Origin of the sequence: Singulisphaera acidiphila DSM 18658, from assembly GCF_000242455.2 — a bacterium.
GTDB lineage: Bacteria > Planctomycetota > Planctomycetia > Isosphaerales > Isosphaeraceae > Singulisphaera > Singulisphaera acidiphila.
Window position 1 is genome coordinate 309,681 of record NC_019892.1, and the last position, 16,939, is coordinate 326,619.

General features: G+C 63.2%; 13 protein-coding genes. 8 read left to right on the forward strand and 5 right to left on the reverse strand.

What is annotated here, in order from left to right:
• The first annotated feature begins 43 nt into the window (after window positions 1–43).
• From SINAC_RS01215 to SINAC_RS01230, 4 genes are all read left to right on the forward strand, one after another.
• Window positions 44–1,066 carry a hypothetical protein gene (locus SINAC_RS01215; RefSeq protein WP_237722809.1) on the forward strand — a complete coding sequence of 341 codons (1,023 nt, stop codon included), beginning with the start codon at window positions 44–46 and terminating at the stop codon, window positions 1,064–1,066.
• 136 nt (window positions 1,067–1,202) lie between these two features.
• Entirely contained in the window at window positions 1,203–1,667 is a 465-nt protein-coding gene (locus SINAC_RS01220) for a hypothetical protein (protein WP_015243879.1), read from the forward strand.
• 216 nt (window positions 1,668–1,883) lie between these two features.
• Complete coding sequence (locus tag SINAC_RS01225) at window positions 1,884–2,099, forward strand: hypothetical protein (RefSeq protein WP_015243880.1); 216 nt, start codon at window positions 1,884–1,886, stop codon at window positions 2,097–2,099.
• Between the two features lie 66 nt (window positions 2,100–2,165).
• Window positions 2,166–3,320, forward strand: coding sequence for a cysteine desulfurase family protein (locus SINAC_RS01230; RefSeq protein ID WP_015243881.1), 1,155 nt, complete (start codon window positions 2,166–2,168; stop codon window positions 3,318–3,320).
• A 60-nt stretch (window positions 3,321–3,380) separates the two neighbouring features.
• On the opposite strand, the gene SINAC_RS01235 is transcribed toward SINAC_RS01230, so the two are convergent.
• From SINAC_RS01235 to SINAC_RS01250, 4 genes are all read right to left on the reverse strand, one after another.
• Complete coding sequence (locus SINAC_RS01235) at window positions 3,381–4,007, reverse strand: RloB family protein (protein WP_015243882.1); 627 nt, start codon at window positions 4,005–4,007, stop codon at window positions 3,381–3,383.
• 5 nt (window positions 4,008–4,012) lie between these two features.
• Window positions 4,013–5,296 carry an AAA family ATPase gene (locus tag SINAC_RS01240; RefSeq protein ID WP_015243883.1) on the reverse strand — a complete coding sequence of 428 codons (1,284 nt, stop codon included), beginning with the start codon at window positions 5,294–5,296 and terminating at the stop codon, window positions 4,013–4,015.
• Window positions 5,297–5,500: 204 nt separating this feature from the next.
• The gene (locus SINAC_RS01245) at window positions 5,501–6,826 is read right to left on the reverse strand and encodes a M16 family metallopeptidase (RefSeq protein ID WP_015243884.1); all 1,326 of its coding nucleotides are present in this window, start codon (window positions 6,824–6,826) and stop codon (window positions 5,501–5,503) included.
• Between the two features lie 88 nt (window positions 6,827–6,914).
• Window positions 6,915–8,657: an RNA polymerase sigma factor gene (locus tag SINAC_RS01250; protein ID WP_015243885.1), complete on the reverse strand. Its 1,743-nt coding sequence runs from the start codon at window positions 8,655–8,657 to the stop codon at window positions 6,915–6,917.
• A gap of 262 nt (window positions 8,658–8,919) precedes the next feature.
• Between SINAC_RS01250 and pelA the strand changes: the two genes are divergently transcribed.
• A complete protein-coding gene (gene pelA / locus SINAC_RS01255; RefSeq protein WP_015243886.1) occupies window positions 8,920–10,161 on the forward strand; it encodes a pectate lyase in 1,242 nt (413 codons plus the stop codon).
• Window positions 10,162–10,422: 261 nt separating this feature from the next.
• Complete coding sequence (locus tag SINAC_RS01260) at window positions 10,423–14,616, forward strand: molybdopterin cofactor-binding domain-containing protein (protein ID WP_015243887.1); 4,194 nt, start codon at window positions 10,423–10,425, stop codon at window positions 14,614–14,616.
• A 36-nt stretch (window positions 14,617–14,652) separates the two neighbouring features.
• Here SINAC_RS01260 and SINAC_RS01265 read toward each other — a convergent pair whose 3' ends face one another.
• Window positions 14,653–15,009 carry a hypothetical protein gene (locus SINAC_RS01265; RefSeq protein ID WP_015243888.1) on the reverse strand — a complete coding sequence of 119 codons (357 nt, stop codon included), beginning with the start codon at window positions 15,007–15,009 and terminating at the stop codon, window positions 14,653–14,655.
• Between the two features lie 396 nt (window positions 15,010–15,405).
• Here SINAC_RS01265 and larE point away from each other — a divergent pair, with 396 nt between their 5' ends.
• Together larE and SINAC_RS01275 are read left to right on the forward strand one after the other, a co-directional pair.
• On the forward strand, window positions 15,406–16,266 hold the full coding sequence (gene larE / locus SINAC_RS01270) for an ATP-dependent sacrificial sulfur transferase LarE (RefSeq protein ID WP_015243889.1): 861 nt from the start codon (window positions 15,406–15,408) through the stop codon (window positions 16,264–16,266).
• 91 nt (window positions 16,267–16,357) lie between these two features.
• Entirely contained in the window at window positions 16,358–16,837 is a 480-nt protein-coding gene (locus SINAC_RS01275) for a hypothetical protein (RefSeq protein WP_015243890.1), read from the forward strand.
• Window positions 16,838–16,939: the final 102 nt, after the last annotated feature.

Consider the following 16,939-nt stretch of genomic DNA (forward strand, 5'->3'; position numbering starts at 1 on the left):
GCCCGCATATGCAGCCAGCGACTTGAACAAAGAACTGGCCGAGATGGCGAAAAAGATTAAGTTGCTGCTGGATCAGAAGGGTCTTGAGACGATCGCCGTCGGAGACTTCACCGCGCCGGCGAAGCTGGCCGCAAGTGCGGGGCCTGCGATCGCCAAGTGCCTGGCCGACGAACTGAAGTCGCTTGGCGTCACCGTCAAGCGGCGGGCCGAACTCGAGGTCAACGGCCGCTACCAGGACGTCGACGATAAGGACACCAAGCTGCTCGCGGTCCAGATCAAGGCCCACGTCGTCGACCATACCGGTGACGAGGTCATGACGCTCGAGCCGAGGGCGATCTTCAACATCACGACGATCGCCTCGTTGACCGGCGTGACCGTGGCGATGCCGGCCGACGGTACCGACAAGGAACGCAACGACGCCTTGGCCGATGCGCTCGACAAGCCCGAGGTCCACCTGGCCAGCACCCGGCTCTCGGCTGCCACCGACAGCCCCTATGCAATCGAGGTCCAGGTCAAGTCGGCCGAGGGTTATCGGCCCCGCGCAGCGTCGAAGGACGACGACGGGCTCGCCTTCCTGAAGATCCGCCGGAGCGAGCTCTACGCTATCAAGCTGATCAACGACTCCCCCTACGACGCGGCCGTGACCGTGACGATCGATGGCCTGAACATCTTTGCCTTCAGCGATAACAAGAGTTACACCCACTACATCGTGCCGAGCAAGCAGTCGCTGGTGGTTCCGGGCTGGCACCGGACGAATCAGGTGTCGGACGCGTTTCAGGTGACCGAGTACGCCAAGAGCGCGGTGGCCGAGGCGTTGCCCAGCTCTACGACCGTCGGCACGATCACCGCATCCTTTGCCGCCGCCTGGGCCAAGGACGCGCTGCCTCCCGACGACGAAGCACCGGGCAAGAAAGGGGGACGCAGCGGCGACGCCACCGGCAAAGGGCCGCCGGTGGACTTCAAGCTCGTCGAAGTGGTGCGCGACGTCGGTCGGCTCCGCGCCTCGGTGAGCGTTCGCTACAACAAGGACGACGACCCGAAAGACCTGCCCGGTGGGAAGCCCTGACGCACAGAAACTGAACCACGGAGAAACACGGGAAGCTTAAATATTTGAAATTCTGGATGGACTGTTCCCGTGTCATCCGTGGTGGAAACCTGCTCCCTCCCGTGAATTGTGGATCCCAAACCCGAAGGAGAATGCGATGAAGTCGATGAAGATTTTGAGACGAGGACTCGGGCTCGGCCTGGCTCTTGCGATGGCAATCGCCATTGTCCCGGCCATCACATTCGCCCAGGGCCTTCGTCAGTACTACGATACGACCTGGAATTACAGCCAGGCAAATAGTTACTACTATGTAAACTATTACTACCAGACGGTCCCGACCCAGACGACGTACGACTACCACTACTGCATCTACTACCCGTCGCAGACAAACTACATCTATTACTACAACCCGAGCACCCAGGCCTACTGGGGCCGGTACGAGATCGGCTCGAAGGGGGACAAGCGCTATTCGATCCTGGCGCAGAAGGATCGGAAGAAGGATTTGAAGGATATCCCTGAGTCGGCCTTCCCCGAACCGGCCAGCATGCCCACGATCCCAGGGGCCAAGGACAACGTGGCGATTCAGCCGCCGCCCGAGAATGTGCCGAAAGACAAGAAGTAATAGAGCACTCTTCGTTGAAGGGGATTACAGGACAGGCGATCCGGTGGCTGGGGTCCGCGTATGGACCTCAGCCACCCAGACGAAGACAAGACCGCAGCGACTCCCAACCTTCTCTCCGCCGAAGGCTCAACCTAAAAGGAGCGTTTTGCCATCCTCCTGTCGCCTTCTGCGAGATCAAGGTTCCCTCGGGAGTTCCGGTGTGTTAGGTTGAAACCCATGTTGGAGAGTGTGTTTGGAGCGATTTGGTCGGTCGTAACGTTTCCCTTTCGGCTGGTGGTCTGGGTTGTCGAGACCCTGGGCCGACTGACAGGGTTGGCGTTTGGGTTCGTCTTGATGGTGGTGGGGGTTGCGCTCTGGGCCGGGCCGCTCTACCTGATCGGCATCCCTTTGTTCATCGTTGGCCTGGTGTTGACGCTCCGCTGCGTGGGCTGATGGGTTTCCCTCGGCTTTTCCTTTGTTTTGTTTTGGGATCTGGCGGCTTGAACGCCCGGGTGAGTGATGCTGCACCCGATCTATCTCGACCACAACGCGACGACGGCCATCGCCCCGGAGGTTCTCGAGGCGATGCGGCCGTACTGGCAGTCGGCGGGCAACCCCGAGAGTCGGCACGCCTTCGGCCGCGCTGCAAGACGCGGTTGGGAGGAGGCCAAGGAGTCGGTCGCCCGGATTCTGGGGGCCGACCCGGGCGAGGTGATTTTCACGTCGGGGGGGACCGAGGCGAACAACTTGGCGATCTTCGGCCTCGCCGGCGCTGAGGGGGATCCGGGCCACGTCGTCTCCAGCCCGATCGAGCATCCGGCCATCGCCGAACCAATCGCCCGCCTCGAAGCGGCTGGATTCGCCGTCGATCGCCCGGCCGTGAACGCCGAGGGCCTGGCCGACTCCGCGCTGATGGCGGCCCCCTTCCGCGCCGAGACGCGGTTGGCGACCTTGATGCTCGCCAACAATGAGACCGGCGCAATCCAGCCGGTCGACTGCCTGGCGGCGCTGGCCGAGTCGCGCGGCATTCCGGTCCACACCGACGCCGTGCAGGCCGTCGGCCGGATCCCGGTCGACTTCCATGCCTTGGGAGTCGCCACCCTGGCCGCCAGCGCCCACAAGTTTCACGGGCCGGTCGGGGTCGGTCTGCTCCTGGTCCGCCAAGGGATCAAACTCGGCTCACGCCTTTTCGGCGGCGGCCAGCAGCAGGGGCGTCGGCCGGGGACGGTGGCCGTCCCCTTGGCCGTTGGTTTGGCCAAGGCGCTCGAATGCTGGCAGGCGGAATCCGAGGCCCGCCAGGCCCGTTGGCGGGCGCTCCGCGATCGCCTCGAGTCGGGCCTGACCACCGCCTTGGGCCCTGAACGGGCCATTCGCAACGGCCCGCGCGACGACTCCCAGCGCCTGCCGCAAACCTTGAACCTCGGCTTCCCCGGCCTCGACGGCGACGCCCTCCTCATGCAACTCGACCTGGCCGGCATCGCCGCCTCGCTCGGCTCCGCCTGCGCCAGTGGCTCGACCCGCCCCTCGCCGACCCTGGTGGCCATGCGCGTCCCTGACGACCGCCTCCGCTCCTCGGTCCGCTTCAGCCTGGGGGCCGCCACCACCGAAGCCGAGATCGAGACGGCGCTCCCTCGGATCGTCGCGGTCGTCCAGAGGATCGCCTCGGCCGGCTGATCTGGCTGAATAAAATGGCCTGGGAGTTTTCAATAGATCCTGGCCGCACTTTGGGGTCAGCTATTCCTCTCGAATCATTTCCGTGAGCTCGTAGACGCCGGTCGTTGGATTACGTCCGGCGTCACTCGCTTGCGCTGCCATGATATCCAACTTCTTGGCCCGTGCTGTTGCCTGAGGATATCCAGTCGCATAGTTTGTATATTTAGTATTTTTATCATAGTTTTCGATATGGATTCGTAGCATTGAGAGGAGTTTCTTTCGATGCTGCATTCCTGGACTTTCTCTGAAATGTAAAATTAGCCATAATTCGAAGCAGGGATTTGATATGGCCAGCTTTATGTCATTGTCGTTCGCCATTTGTCGGGCATCGGGGATATGGGGGTGGTCGTCTACGTCGAACACACACCAAACGGAGTCATAAGCGAGATTCTCGTCTTTCCCGTGTTGGGCGGCTTTCTCTGCCTCTTTTTTGTATTTCTTCGCAAGTTCTACCAGAGTCTTGGGAACTCCATGCTCAGTGGCCACCTTGATTTCGACTCTCGAGTTGCGGTGGTTGTCCGCAAACCCTTTGAAGTATTGAGGCTCGGTTTTTTCACCTTCGCAGACGATGAGTATGATTGGTTTAGGCTGGCGAAATGGCGATCGACGACCGGGTCTGCGATCTCGGTCACGGCGTGGGGTTTGCATCTTTCTTATTTCCCGGCAATCGTGAAATCACCAAGGAAGGGGATGGCGCCGTAACGGCCCTGAAGGTAGCCTCGCTCAAGATTCTCGGCTTTTCGGGGTTTGTAGTCGGTCAACGGGTAGAGCTCGGTTGCTCCTTCATCGTTTTTCTCCGTAAGCCATACTTGGTCGCGTCTCAACGCGGGCTCGTGTAAGGTCGTCCCCAATAAGTTGATGTCATGGGTTGTAAAAATAAGTTGCGCATTGCGTGGGTTTGTTTCGGGAGTATTGAACTGGCGAACGAGCCGCTGAGCGAGCATGGGATGGAGACTCGCTTCCAGTTCATCAACGAGGATGGTGCTGCCTTCTTGGATCGCATGCAAGATAGGCATGGCGATGCGAAAGAGTGTTTGTGTCCCCTTCGATTCCTCCTCGAGGGGCAGCCAGGCGTCGCCGAACTCGCTTTGGTGCTTGAGCAGGATGCGGCGAGATCGAGCACGGCGTGCGAATTCGTCTGATTCGCTCTTGTCGACTTTTAAATCGATGATCCCAGCATCCGCGTTTGTCAACAGCGAGCGGAATCGCTCGATGAGGGATTCGTCTGAGGTTGGATTCTCAAACAATGCCGGCTGGCGAGCCTCGGCCACACCCTTTTCAAGCCATCGATCGAGCGCCGTACCAGAAAACCATGAGGAGCTTACTTGTGGGGTGATTGTGGGTAAGTTGATGGGTTGAAGCGATCGGAACCAGGAGAAGATCGGAGTGAGTTGAATATGCTTGTTCTGCACCGCCGCTGAAACAAAGAGGGCGTTGTTTCGGGTAATCTCCTCAATGAGTTTATTCTCGCCCTTCAAGTTCTCTCCGAATTTGAACGCGCTTCCGTCTCGCTCAAACCAGGTTTGTTTTTTTCCAAGGGGCCAGGCATAAAGCCACTCTTCCAGGATGGACTCGTCGTTCATCACGAAGCCGTACTGATAACGAACCTCGTTGATCAGTACCGTCGCTTCGAAGAGCGAAGGTTCTTCTTTCTTCGGTCCCCAGGCAAATGGGTCGCGAGGCACCCCCTCGTCGGGTGACCAAAACCGATGGGAGAGCAGCACCGTATCACGCATAAAGGCCAAGGCGGCGAGAACGTTACTCTTTCCGCTGGCGTTGGCTCCGTAGAGAGCGGCGACGGGCAACAATGCTTCGGAATGGCCCGTGACATGACGCGGCCGGGAGTCCGCGTCATCGCCGACCCGGCCAGCTTCCATCGTCAGGACCTGTTCGTCACGCAACGAACGGTGGTTTTCGACACGAAATTCGATGAGCATAGACGGTCACCTTCCCCACTCTAGTATAGTGGTTATCGCCGGCTTTGCGCAAGAAACTTGCGGAAAGCCGGTGGAAACTGACTCGCCCTTCCTCTTTTCTCTGGCGGTCTGCAAAGAAGAGTGGATGCGTGTCTCCTCGGTACGGGAAAGCCGTGAGTCCGTTTTTCCGCCCCCTTCGGCTGTCTTGTGAGGTGCTTTCCGTTCTCAGTTTTTGGTTTTGATCCATGCCTCTGCATGGCGGCCAGGCGCGAAGAATTCCTTCGCCGCGCGGCGCAGCTCTTGATCCGTCACGGTGCTCAACGCCCGATTGAGTCGGGCGGGATCGATGCCTAACTGCTCGCGCCGGGCGAGGGAGAAGGCGACTCCGTAGAGGTTCGTCACGAGCAAAGGGTCGGGAAGGCGGGTCGTTCCCAGGAAGAAACCGAACGCCTGTTGGGCGGAAGCTCCTTCGTTGCCGCCCAGTTTGGGTTCGACCGTCTCGGCCATGAATGCTTCCAGGCGATCGAGCGTTTGGCGGGATGTCTCTCCGCGATTCCGGCGGGTCGTGACGCCCAGGATGGCGGGGTCGTCGAGCAAGGGGAAGTAGATCGGCGCCCGGCCGGGCTCGCTCTCGAGCTTCGAGGAACCGGCCCAGAGTCGGCTTGCCAGCACGAGGAAGGGGGCGTAGAGATCGCTCGCCGGATCGGGGGCCCTGTAGGCAAGGCAGGCTTCGGCTTGAGCCTGTGGAGACTCGGCCGCCAGTTCCTGCAGGCTGCCGAATTTGGGGGTATCGGGTTCGGAAGGGGGAGGAATCTCCTGGCCCGGCGGGAGCTTGGCGAATGATTCGACGACCGCGGCGCGGGCCGTGGCTGCATCGATTCCCCCGGCCAGGACGAGAATCGCGTTTCTCGGCTTATAGTACCGCTCATAACGCAATTGGATCTCTTCCCGCGTGATGGCGGCGATGTGCTCGGGCAACCCCCCCTTTCGGCCTCCTTGCGGCGTTGGCCTGATGAGCTCGCGCGCGTGGTTGAGGACGCTGAGGGAAGGGATCCGGCCAAACATGTTGGCGATTTCGGCGAGGACGCGCGGTCGCTCGCGGTCGAGATCCGCGCTTGTCAGCCGGAGATCGCCCATCCGAGCGGCCGCCTCGCGCAACTCGTCCTTGAGGTCGGCCTTGGGAAACACGGTCGCCACGACGGTATACCGGTCTCCCGTCTGCGCGTTGCAACCGGAGCGATACCGCCCGAAGAACTCCTCGGCCGTCCGCGCCTGCCCCGTGCCGGCCGCCGCGGTGACCGCGATATGTTCAATCATATGGGCCATTCCCGAATGGCCTTTGGGGTCGTGATCGCCCCCGATCTTGTAGAGCACGACCAGGGCGATCTCCTTGGCGTCCTCAACCGGACGGATGAGCACCGTCAGGCCGTTCTCCAACGAGATCCATTCCGGAACCGTGGTTTTCGTGGCCGGCCCCGACTCCTCCCCGTTGGAGAGTGGCGTGCAGGCCAGAGGCAGCAAGAGGAGGGGCATTCCCAGGCAGAGGCGCATTTTTTTGATTCTCCTTCATCGGGACGCGGCGCGAGGTCGAGCTTGCCGGCTGGCTTGTTCATGAGGGGCCGGGAGTCTGGCAAGCAGGTCAGTAGTTCCCCCGGTCGCGGCGGTACATCAGCGGGAGGAGCGCGAAGGGGATCGCCAGGCTAAGGACGAGGATTCCCGCCGTCGTCCAGCCGACATTGACGCAGTACCACTGCATGCCCTGAACGAGCGGGTGGTTGAGGAGGAGAGCCTTGGCGGCTCCATCGTTGGCGTGCCGGGCCCAGGCCTGACCACCTATGGCATAGTCATGGGCGATAGCCATCCCGCCGAAGGCGGCGTGCCAGGCAATGGCCGCGCCGCCGCTTGCAACGTTCCAGGCGATTGGGGTGCCGCCACACGCCTGCCAGCCAACCGCGACTCCCCCCACCGCGAAGAGGCCCAAGGCGAGGCCGCCGACCCCCACGACCCCCAGCGCGAGCCCGCCGATGGCGACGAGGCCGAAAGCCATCCCGCCGAGACTCACCACTCCGACGGCTCGGTGCCCGATCGCAATGATCCCTCGGGCCTTCGAGCCGATGGCCAGCAAGAGGCCGCGAGCGTCGTCGCCGATCGCGATCCAGCCGCGTGCGACGCGGCCTTCCGCCCTGGGAGTGCCGAGGCCGCTTGGCGGACGCGGGTCGCTGACGTTGATGTCGACCAGCGGATACCCGAGGAATTGGGTCCTGCTCTGGAAGACACGGCCCCGGAGTCGAGCCGCGATGGTATTGATGCCGACGCTCAACGCGGTGTCGTTGGGTTCGTGGACCACTCCCGACTCGGCAAGGACCTGTTTGACCTTTTGGACCGTGCGGATCGACTCAAACGCGATGTAGGCCATGAACATAACGTACCAGATCCCCAGGGAGATCCAGTAGGCGGCCGGAGACTTCCGGCTCAGCGTTTCCACCAGCCCAAAGACTCCGGCCGCGAAGATGATCGAGGCCAGGAGGAAGCGTCGGCCGTTCCGCAATAGGATGTTGCGTTCGACCTTCGTGCGGGCGACTTGAGCCGGAAGCCAACTCCCGAGCCACCCTCCTCCAAGGCCGATCAGAGATCCGAGGAGGCTGCCGAGCAGCCCCCCCGCGAGCCCGACACCCCCCGCCCCCTTTGCCGCGCCGGCCGCTGCCGCGCCGGCGATCGCGGCTTTCGTGCCGGCCGAGTGGGCGGTCAGGCCGGCCATGACGGCGACGGTGAACCCACGCCCCGGTCGAGTCCGTCGGAGCCCGCTCTCGACCAGCCCGGCCACGCGTTCGCGGAGCATCCCTCGGCCACGCGAGAGCCGTTGCCGGACCGTCTCCTCGCTGAGCTCGAGCGCCGCGGCGACTTCGGCCACGGACTGGTCCTCGCGGTAGAACAGGATCAGCGGCTCGCGATAGGCGTCGGGGATCTGGGCGAGCGTCTCCCAGACGAGCGATTCTTCTTCTCGGGAGACCGCATCTTCCACGGGGCCTGGCTCGTCGGTCGTCAACTCGGCCACGGCGTTGAGGTCGAGCGCGGTGGCCGGTTCGGCGGCTCGCGCGGCCTTGCCGCACGCGTTCTTGCCGAGGTTCCGGGCAATCCCGCACAGCCAAGGGCGGAGGCGGTCCGGCTGTAAGAGCGACGCTCGCTGGCGCCAGGCCGCCCAGAAGGTCTCCTGGGCCACGTCTTCGCTGAGGGCTACGTTGCCACAAACGTTGTACGCCACGGCGGAGACCAGAGACTGATATCGCCCCACAAGGACTTCGAACGCCTTCGCATCCCCCTGGCAGATGCGTCGCCACAGGTCCGAATCGGGTAAACGTTGATTCAGTATGGGAATCGTCATGTCCGTCCCTTGGTAAATCCCTTGGCAAGCTTAGCGAAGGAGGCCGTGCGGCACCTCCTCAAATTAGTGGCGCTCACTCGAGGAAAGGTGACAAAGTTTTTCCGTCCGCCCTTTTGGGGCGTTCCTGTCCGCCTCCGCTCCCTCGCGATAGAATTCCGGAACGGGCCGCGATCCATTCCGCCATCGATCCTCCGCTCACTCCATTTTTTTGCGGATCTTTCCTGACCTCCTGGAAACAACGCTTTGGAAGGTTGAGACAACCATGCTGCGCGACTGCCTCAGGAATGCTCTGGCTATCATCGTCCTCAGCGGGATTGTCATGAAGGTATCGTTTTGTGATATTTTGATTATTGAAAAGAGATGTGATGCCGGATTATTGCAGAGAGCGGTTCAGAACGCGGAGGACCTGAAGCCGATCCCGCTGGATCGGTTTGGCAGTAGTGCGCATCACTGGCGGGACCTCCGAGACGCGAGCCGGTTCGTTCAGGCAAGACCCGATCAGCCGGCCTACGCGCCTAACCAGGTGCGCGAGATCGTGGCGAACATCCTCCTCTTCCAGCGCGACAACGGCGGCTGGCCGAAGGACTACGACATGACGGCGGTCCTCACGGCCGACCAGAAGAAGGAGGTCCTCGCGACCCGTTCGCGGTCGGACACCTCGTACGACAATGACAATATCCACTCGCAAGTGGACTACTTGGCGCGAGCGATCGCCCAGGTGGATGAACCGGCCTGGCGTTTGGCCTGTGAGCGTGGCTTTGATTTCTTGCTGGCCTCACAATATCCCCACGGTGGCTTCCCTCAGCGGTTTCCGAACCCGAAAGATTTTCATGCTCATATCACCTTTAATGATGGAGTCATGATCGGAATCCTGAACGTCCTTGAGGACGCTGCCGATGGGGCCGCGCATTTTCGTTGGCTCGACGAAGGCCGGCGCCAGAAAGCCCGTGAGGCTGTGCGCCGAGGCGTCGACTGCATCCTGAAGTGCCAGATCCGCGAGGGTGAGGCCCTGACGGGTTGGTGCCAGCAGCACGACGAGATGACCTTCGAACCCCGGCCGGCCCGCACGTTCGAACTTGCCTCCCTCTGCCCCCAGGATACGGCCGGGATCGTCCGGTTTCTGATCCGTTCGAGGCAGCCGAGCCCGGCGGTGCTGGCCTCGGTCGAGGGGGCATTGGTTTGGCTTAACCGGGTCAAGTTGCTGGGGGTTCGCGTGGAAAAAGTAAAGGCACCCCGAGAGGAGTTCCTCCGCCATAGCGCCGATTTCGACGTCACCCTGGTTGCCGACCCGAAGGCCCGGCCGCTCTGGGCTCGGCATTACGAGATCGGTTCCAACCGCCCTGTGTTCGCCGGCCGCGATGGGATCAAGCGGTACGCCCTGGCCGAGATCGAACGAGAGCGCCGGACGGGCACCGCCTGGTATGGCTCCTGGCCGCTCAAACTCATCGAGACGGAGTATCCGCAGTGGCGCCGTCAGGTCGAGGGAAAAAGCCCTTCCCTATAATTCTCCTCTTATCTGTTGTCTTGGAAATGGTTGGGCCGAAATTCAGGAGCACGGCCCGAAAATCAGGGCTTGCTCTTCGAGACGCACCACCGCCCAATCCCGTCGGCCGACTCGATGTCCGGCCACGCTCCAACCCTCATACTTAACGTGTTATTCGCATAATAAAAAAACGAAGCAAAGAATTCGCCACTCCATGTCCTAAGCTGATGTGGCAAGGTAGGCTGTATGAGGCAATAGGCGTGTTGTCGAGGGGGGAAGCTGATGTCGGACTCCGAAAGAATCATCGAAGCGTGCTCTGCGGTGGCCGACCGGCTCCAGGACTATTCGTCGGAACTCGTCTTCTGGCTGAACGGTGAGCGGATGGTTCTCGAGAACCCTGACCCCGCCGTTTTGCTTGCCGATTACCTGCGTGAGATCGGCCTGACCGGCACCAAGATCGGCTGTTCGCAGGGGGGCTGTGGCGCCTGTACGGTCATGATCTCGCGGCGGACGCGCGAAGGGGAACGGCACGAAGCCATTAACGCCTGCCTGCGACCTCTCGCCGCGCTGGCCGGCACGCACGTGACCACCGTGGAGGGCATCGGCAATGTCCACGACGGGCTCGACCCGGTCCAGCATCGGGTCGCGATCAACAACGGGAGCCAGTGCGGCTACTGTACCCCCGGGTTCGTGATGAACATGCATGCGTTGCTGCGGGGCAACGATCAGCCGACCGAGCGGAAGATCGAAGACAGCTTCGGCGGCAACCTCTGTCGTTGCACCGGCTACCGGCCCATCCTCTCCGCCATGCGCAGCTTCGGTAGCGACTACGACCCCGCACTCGACCCGTGCATGAAATGCGAGGCCGACCCCTGCTTTCCGCTCGAGGTCCGCTCCTCGCCGGTGACCGTTTCCCTTGCGGATCTCCCCGCTCCCGGGGAGGCCGCTCGGCTCCACTTCTCGGCGCGCGGCTTACACTGGATCCGCCCCACTGCGCTGGATGAGGCCATGGAGCTGAAACGGTTGCTGACCGCCGAGCTCGGCCGCGCAAACGTGCGGGTCGTCGTCGGGAGCACGGCCGCCGTGCTCTATCCGCAAGAGAAGCCGCGTGTCCTGATCGACCTCTCGCAGGTTGGGGAACTCCAGGGGATCGCCATCGAGGCCGAGGGGCTTCGCGTGGGGGCGGGCGTCTCGATCCAGCGGCTGCTCGACGCGGCCAGCGCCCTGATTGACGAGCGGGATGCCGTGGAGACGGCGGGGCTCCGGGAACTGGTCCGGCACGGCCAGTACGTCGCCGGCATCCAGGTCCGCAACGCCGGCAGCATCGGCGGCAACATCTTCGTCGCCGCGAGCCACACTCGGGAGGGGATTCCGTTCCCCTCCGACATGATGACCCTCCTGGCCACGCTTGGCACGACGGTCACGATCCGATCGGCCGACTATCGCGAGGGCCGGGCGACCTTTCCGCTGCTCGCCATGCCCGTGGCGGAGGACCTCCCCGCCGATGCCTTGCTGGAATTCTTCCACGTGCCGCTCGGTCGCCGTGACGAATATGTTCAGACCTACCGGGTCGCTCGCCGGCCCCAGATGGCGCACGCGATCATCAATGCCGGCTTCTCGTGCCGGCTGGACGAGCGCGGGCATGCGATCCCCGGAGAGGTCCGCGTCATCTACGGGGGAGTGGCCTCGTTCAACGGCCGGATGCCCAAGACGGAGCAGACGCTGGCGGGCAAGCCTTGGGATGATGCCACGCTCCTTGAAGCGATGACGGTCCTGCGGGCCGAGTGCCGTGAGCAGATCGTTCCCATGGACGAGGAAGGTTTCACGGGGGAATATCGCGAGCAACTTGTGGAGAGCTTCTTCTACAAGTTCTTCCTCCACGTTGCGGAACGCGTCGGCCCGGGCGGTTCCGATCCGGCCAACCTGTCGGCGGCCGAGCACGCGGAGCGCCCGCTCTCGACCGGCCGGCAGAGCTGCGAGGTCCAGGCCGACGACGGGCCGACCCCTCGGTCGATCGTCAAGCGGATGGCCTTCGCCCAGGCGACCGGCGAGGCGATTTATCCGCAGGATGAACGGATGCCCGAGGGGGGCGGCCACGGGGTGATGGTCATGAGCGACCGGCCCCACGCCCGCTTCCGCTTTGCCGGCCCGGCCGAAGGACGCGATGCGCTCCAGGAGCTGCTCAAGCAGAAGTTCCCTGGGTTCTTGGCGATCGTCACGGTCGACGACATCCCCACCGGTGGCAACAACCTGATCGGCCTGGGACTCGATGACCCGGTCTTCAGCCCCGGCGTCGTCACGCACGTGGGCGCTCCCATTTGCCTGGCCGTCGCGCGGGACCGGGCGACCGCGAAGCGGGCCGCCGAGTTCATCCGGCTTGACGGCCTGAAATATGACGATCTCCCCGCGATCACGACGCTCGAAGAGGCGATCAAGGCCGGGGCCGTTATGCCCCACAACCCCGAGGGGGCGATCCACGCCCCCTTCGTCGACGTGGTGCGGGAGGGGAGCGACACGGCCTGGCTGGCCGAGCCCTCGAAGCCGGCACCGGGGGCCTTTGTCGTTTCGGGAGTCGTGTCCACGGGGGCCCAGGCACACTTTTATCTCGAGACGTTCAACGCGCTGGCGATCCCCGGCAGTTACGATGAGATGACTCTCGTCTCCTCCACGCAGAACCCGAACGGCGACCAGGCATCCATCGCTCGCGTGCTCGGTGTCCGGATCAACCAGGTGAATGTGCGGGTCGGCCAGATTGGCGGCGGGTTCGGGGGCAAGCAGAACCGGGCCTGCTTCATCGCCGCTGCCGCTGCCGTGGCCGCTCACAAGCTGCGCCGGCCTGTTCGGATCGTCTACGACCGGCAGACCGACATGCAGATGACCGGGAAGCGCCACCCGTATCGGAGCGACTATCACCTCGCCATCAACGACGAGGGCCAGTTCGTCGGCGGCCGGCTCGACCTCCACTCCGAAGGGGGCGATACCAACGACTGTTCGTTCGCCGTCATCAAGGGGAGCGTGATGATGGCCGACGGCTGTTACCAGATCCCGACCTTCCGCGCCTCGGGCACGGTCTACCGCACGAACAAGGCCAGCAACACGGCGATGCGCACGTTCGGGCAGGTGCAGCCCCACCTCGCTCTTGAGGAGGCTGTGGAGCATGCCGCCCACGAGCTCGGCAGGCGCCAGGGGCGAAAGGTGCGGGCCGAGGAGATCAGGCGCCAGAACCTCTACCGCTCCGACCATGGGATGATCGATGCCGGCACCACACACTTCGGCCAGCCGCTCTGGTTCTGCGACCTCCGGGAGCAGTGGGACCACCACTACGAGAGTTGCGAGTTCGCCGCCAGGGCCGAGCGGGTCGAGGAGTTCAACCGCACCAACCGCTGGCGGAAGCGGGGCATTTCCATGGTCCCGCTCAAGTACGGCATCGGGTTCAAGCAACTCCCCGCGATGAACACGTCGACGGCCTTGGTCAGTGTCAACCGCCTGGACGGGTCGGTCCTGGTCACCCACGGCGGCGTCGAGATGGGACAAGGGCTCCACACTAAGATCGCCCAGGTGGCTGCGGGCGAGCTCAACCTCCCCCTCGAGTCGATCCGGGTCGCCGGGAACAGCACCGACACGATTGCCAACGCCCCTCCCACGGCCGCATCGACCGGTTTCGACTTGAACGGCGGCGCGGTGGCCCTGGCTTGCCGCGCGTTGCGGCAGCGGATCGAACAGTTTTGCCGGGAGCAGGAGGACGCCGGCTCGCCCGACCGGATCGAGAACTGGCGCGATGATTGGCAGCGGCTCTGGCCCGAGATCGTTCGCAAGGCCTGGCTGGGTCGCGTCAACCTGAGCGCGGTCGAACTGTATAAGGCCCCCCACCACGACGAGCCGACAGACCGCTACCCGAAGGGGCGTTTCTTCGCCTACTTCACCTATGCGTTTGCAGTGTCGGAGGTCGAGATCGACGTCCTCACGGGCGAGTCCACCGTTTTGCGGGCGGACATCCGTTATGACGCCGGCCGGTCCCTCAACCCCGCGATCGACATCGGTCAGATCGAGGGGGGCTACGTGCAAGGACTTGGCTTCGTCACCACCGAGGAGATCCGCTACGACGAGGAAGGCCGGCTCCTGACGGACAACATCTGGAACTACAAACCCCCGTGCACCAAGTCGATTCCCCTCGACCTGCGGGTGACGCTCACGCCGTCGACCTCCGAACGCTGGCGCGAGCAGGAGCAGGCCCGACTGCTGGCGGTCTACTCCTCGAAGTCGGCGAGCGAGCCCTGCCTGTCGCTGGGCAATTCGGCCTACTTCGCTATCAAGCACGCCGTTCTCGCCGCACGCCAGGACTTGCTCGGTGATGACGGCTGGATCACGCTCGGCATGCCCGCGACCTGCCAGCAGATCCAGCAGGCGTGTGGAATCTCCCGGGCTCGGCTCACTCTCGCCTGCCCGGCTGCCGCTCCGGTGGGCGGATTGGCCTGACGCGAGTGGGTGGCCGTTCCTCTTCCTCATCTTCATTCAGAGGGGGCCGTCCATCCACTTGTCGACGACGCCGAATTCCGTTCCGGGATCCCGACGCCTTCGCCCCGTCTCATTGGCTTGCTGGGCCTCGAAGATTTTTGAGATCGAAATGAACGAGGATGTGGCGAAGGTTGCGGTCCAGATCAAGACGCTGATCGCTGCCAGGATCATCAGAGTCGTCAGGAAGGCCCTCGGGTCACCCCCGAGGGAGAGGACCGGCAGGACTGTCACGACGATCCCGAGATTCAAGAGGATCGACTTGCGGACAAGGCTGAGAGACTTCGAAGGCTGGGCGCGGGGCGATTCCCAGCCCTTCGGAGCCGCCTTCGCCGTGTGGAACCGTGTGGGATCCATGCTTCAACCTCCCCAGTCGGCGTGGAGCGAATTGTTGGGGTCTGCCTCTTCCTCGATTGCTCTGTCTTTGATGTTGGAAATTGTTTTGATTTATGTGAATTGCTGTATGGAAAATGGTTGTGTTATTGAGGGCGGAAGTAAACTGACTTTTGATTATCATGGGTTGACCCATCGCCTGCAAGAATCCATGCCTCAAGAATGTTTTGGGTGGTGGAGCCACATTCCACCTGCGTAGAGCATCAGCCCTGGGACGGCGGGTGTCCCGCCCTGCTCTTTTGGGAAGGGAAAGGGAATTCCCAGGGGCCGCCGCTCTTGGCTTGAGGCGGGGGGGGCGTCGCCACTATAATCAGGGTCGAGCGAAATCGAGCGCCTGCGCCTTGGGGATGGAGGTGTGCCTTGAGCACGTGGAACGACCCTGAACTGATCGCCCGCCGCGACGGGCTGCTCGCGACCCTGAAGGGCTACGGGCGGGTGGCTGTCGCCTTTTCGGGCGGTGTGGATAGCACGGTCGTTGCCCAGGCTGCCCAGATTGCGCTGGGAGACATGGCGGTGGCGGTGACGGCGGTTTCCGACAGTCTGGCCGAGGGGGAGCTTGAAGAGGCTCGTGAACTCGCCCAGCGGATCGGGATCCGGCACCGGGTGATCCGGACCGAGGAGTTCGCCAACCCGAGCTACGTGCAGAACAGCACCGACCGCTGCTACTTCTGCAAGAGTGAGCTCTACGGCCGGCTCTCGGGCCTGCTCGGAGAGCTCGGGGTGGACGTGATCGCCTCCGGGGCCAACACCGATGACTCGGGGGACCACCGCCCCGGCATGCGCGCGGCTTCCGAGAACGAGGTCCGGCACCCGCTCCAGGAGTGTGGGCTCGGCAAGGCCGACGTTCGGGCCTTGGCCAAGGGGTGGGACCTGCCCACCTGGGACAAGCCGGCGACCCCTTGCTTGTCGAGCCGGGTCGCCTATGGTGAGTCGGTCACTCCCGAACGCGTGCGGATGATCGACCAGGCCGAGCAGTGGCTTCGCCAGCGCGGATTGCGGATGCTCCGGGTGCGCTATCACAAGGGAGACATGGCTCGGATTGAGGTCCCCTTGGAAGACCTCTCCCGCCTGGCTGCCCCTGAAATTCGGATGGAGCTGGTGCCTGCGTTCCATGCCCTCGGATTCAAGTATGTGACCCTCGACCTCGAAGGGTTCCGGTCCGGGAGCCTGAACGCGCTGATTCCTGTGGAGCTCTTGCTGAAGCCTGCGACGATGAAGTGAAGTCAGTGAAAGCACGTCCCCTCGTCAGCCGTTCTTCCCTCCAACCCCCCGGGTTGATATCAAGCGAAGCGAAGAGGTTCGGAAAGGCGTCATGAAGGCGACCTGCCGTTGCGGCTATCTCCTGGATGTTCCCGAGGATGGATCCGACCGGATCGTTTGCCCAAAGTGCGCGGCGAAGATCCGGGTCCGTCGGATCGCCCCCGGTACGCCCGGAGGGGATGGATTCATTCGATTCGCCTGCCCGTGCGGGCGCCGGCTCAAGGTCAAGGTGGACGAGGAGGGATCGCACCCGCCGGCCGGGAAGTGCCCCGACTGCGGCAAGATCGTCCCTGTCCCTTCGTCGTCGTCGAATCCGGCCCTGGCGTCCTCTCACCCCGAAGCGCAGACGGCGGAACTCGACGCGGCCGACATGGCCGTGCTGGAGACCTGGGCACGCGGCCACCTCGCCAAGACCGCCGTGCCGGCGGTCAAAGCCGAGGCCGGGCTCCGCGTTTGCCCCGGCTGTGGCCGGCCCGTCCACCTCGGTGCTGTCGCCTGCCGCGAATGCGGTACGCATGTTCCCAAACGCTGACGGCGGAACTTGGTACGTTGTCCCTGGACGTTTAAAGAGAAGAGGCGAGCGGGGAGCGTAAACGCCCCGCTCGTCTCTTGTGTGGTCCAGGCTGAGAATCCT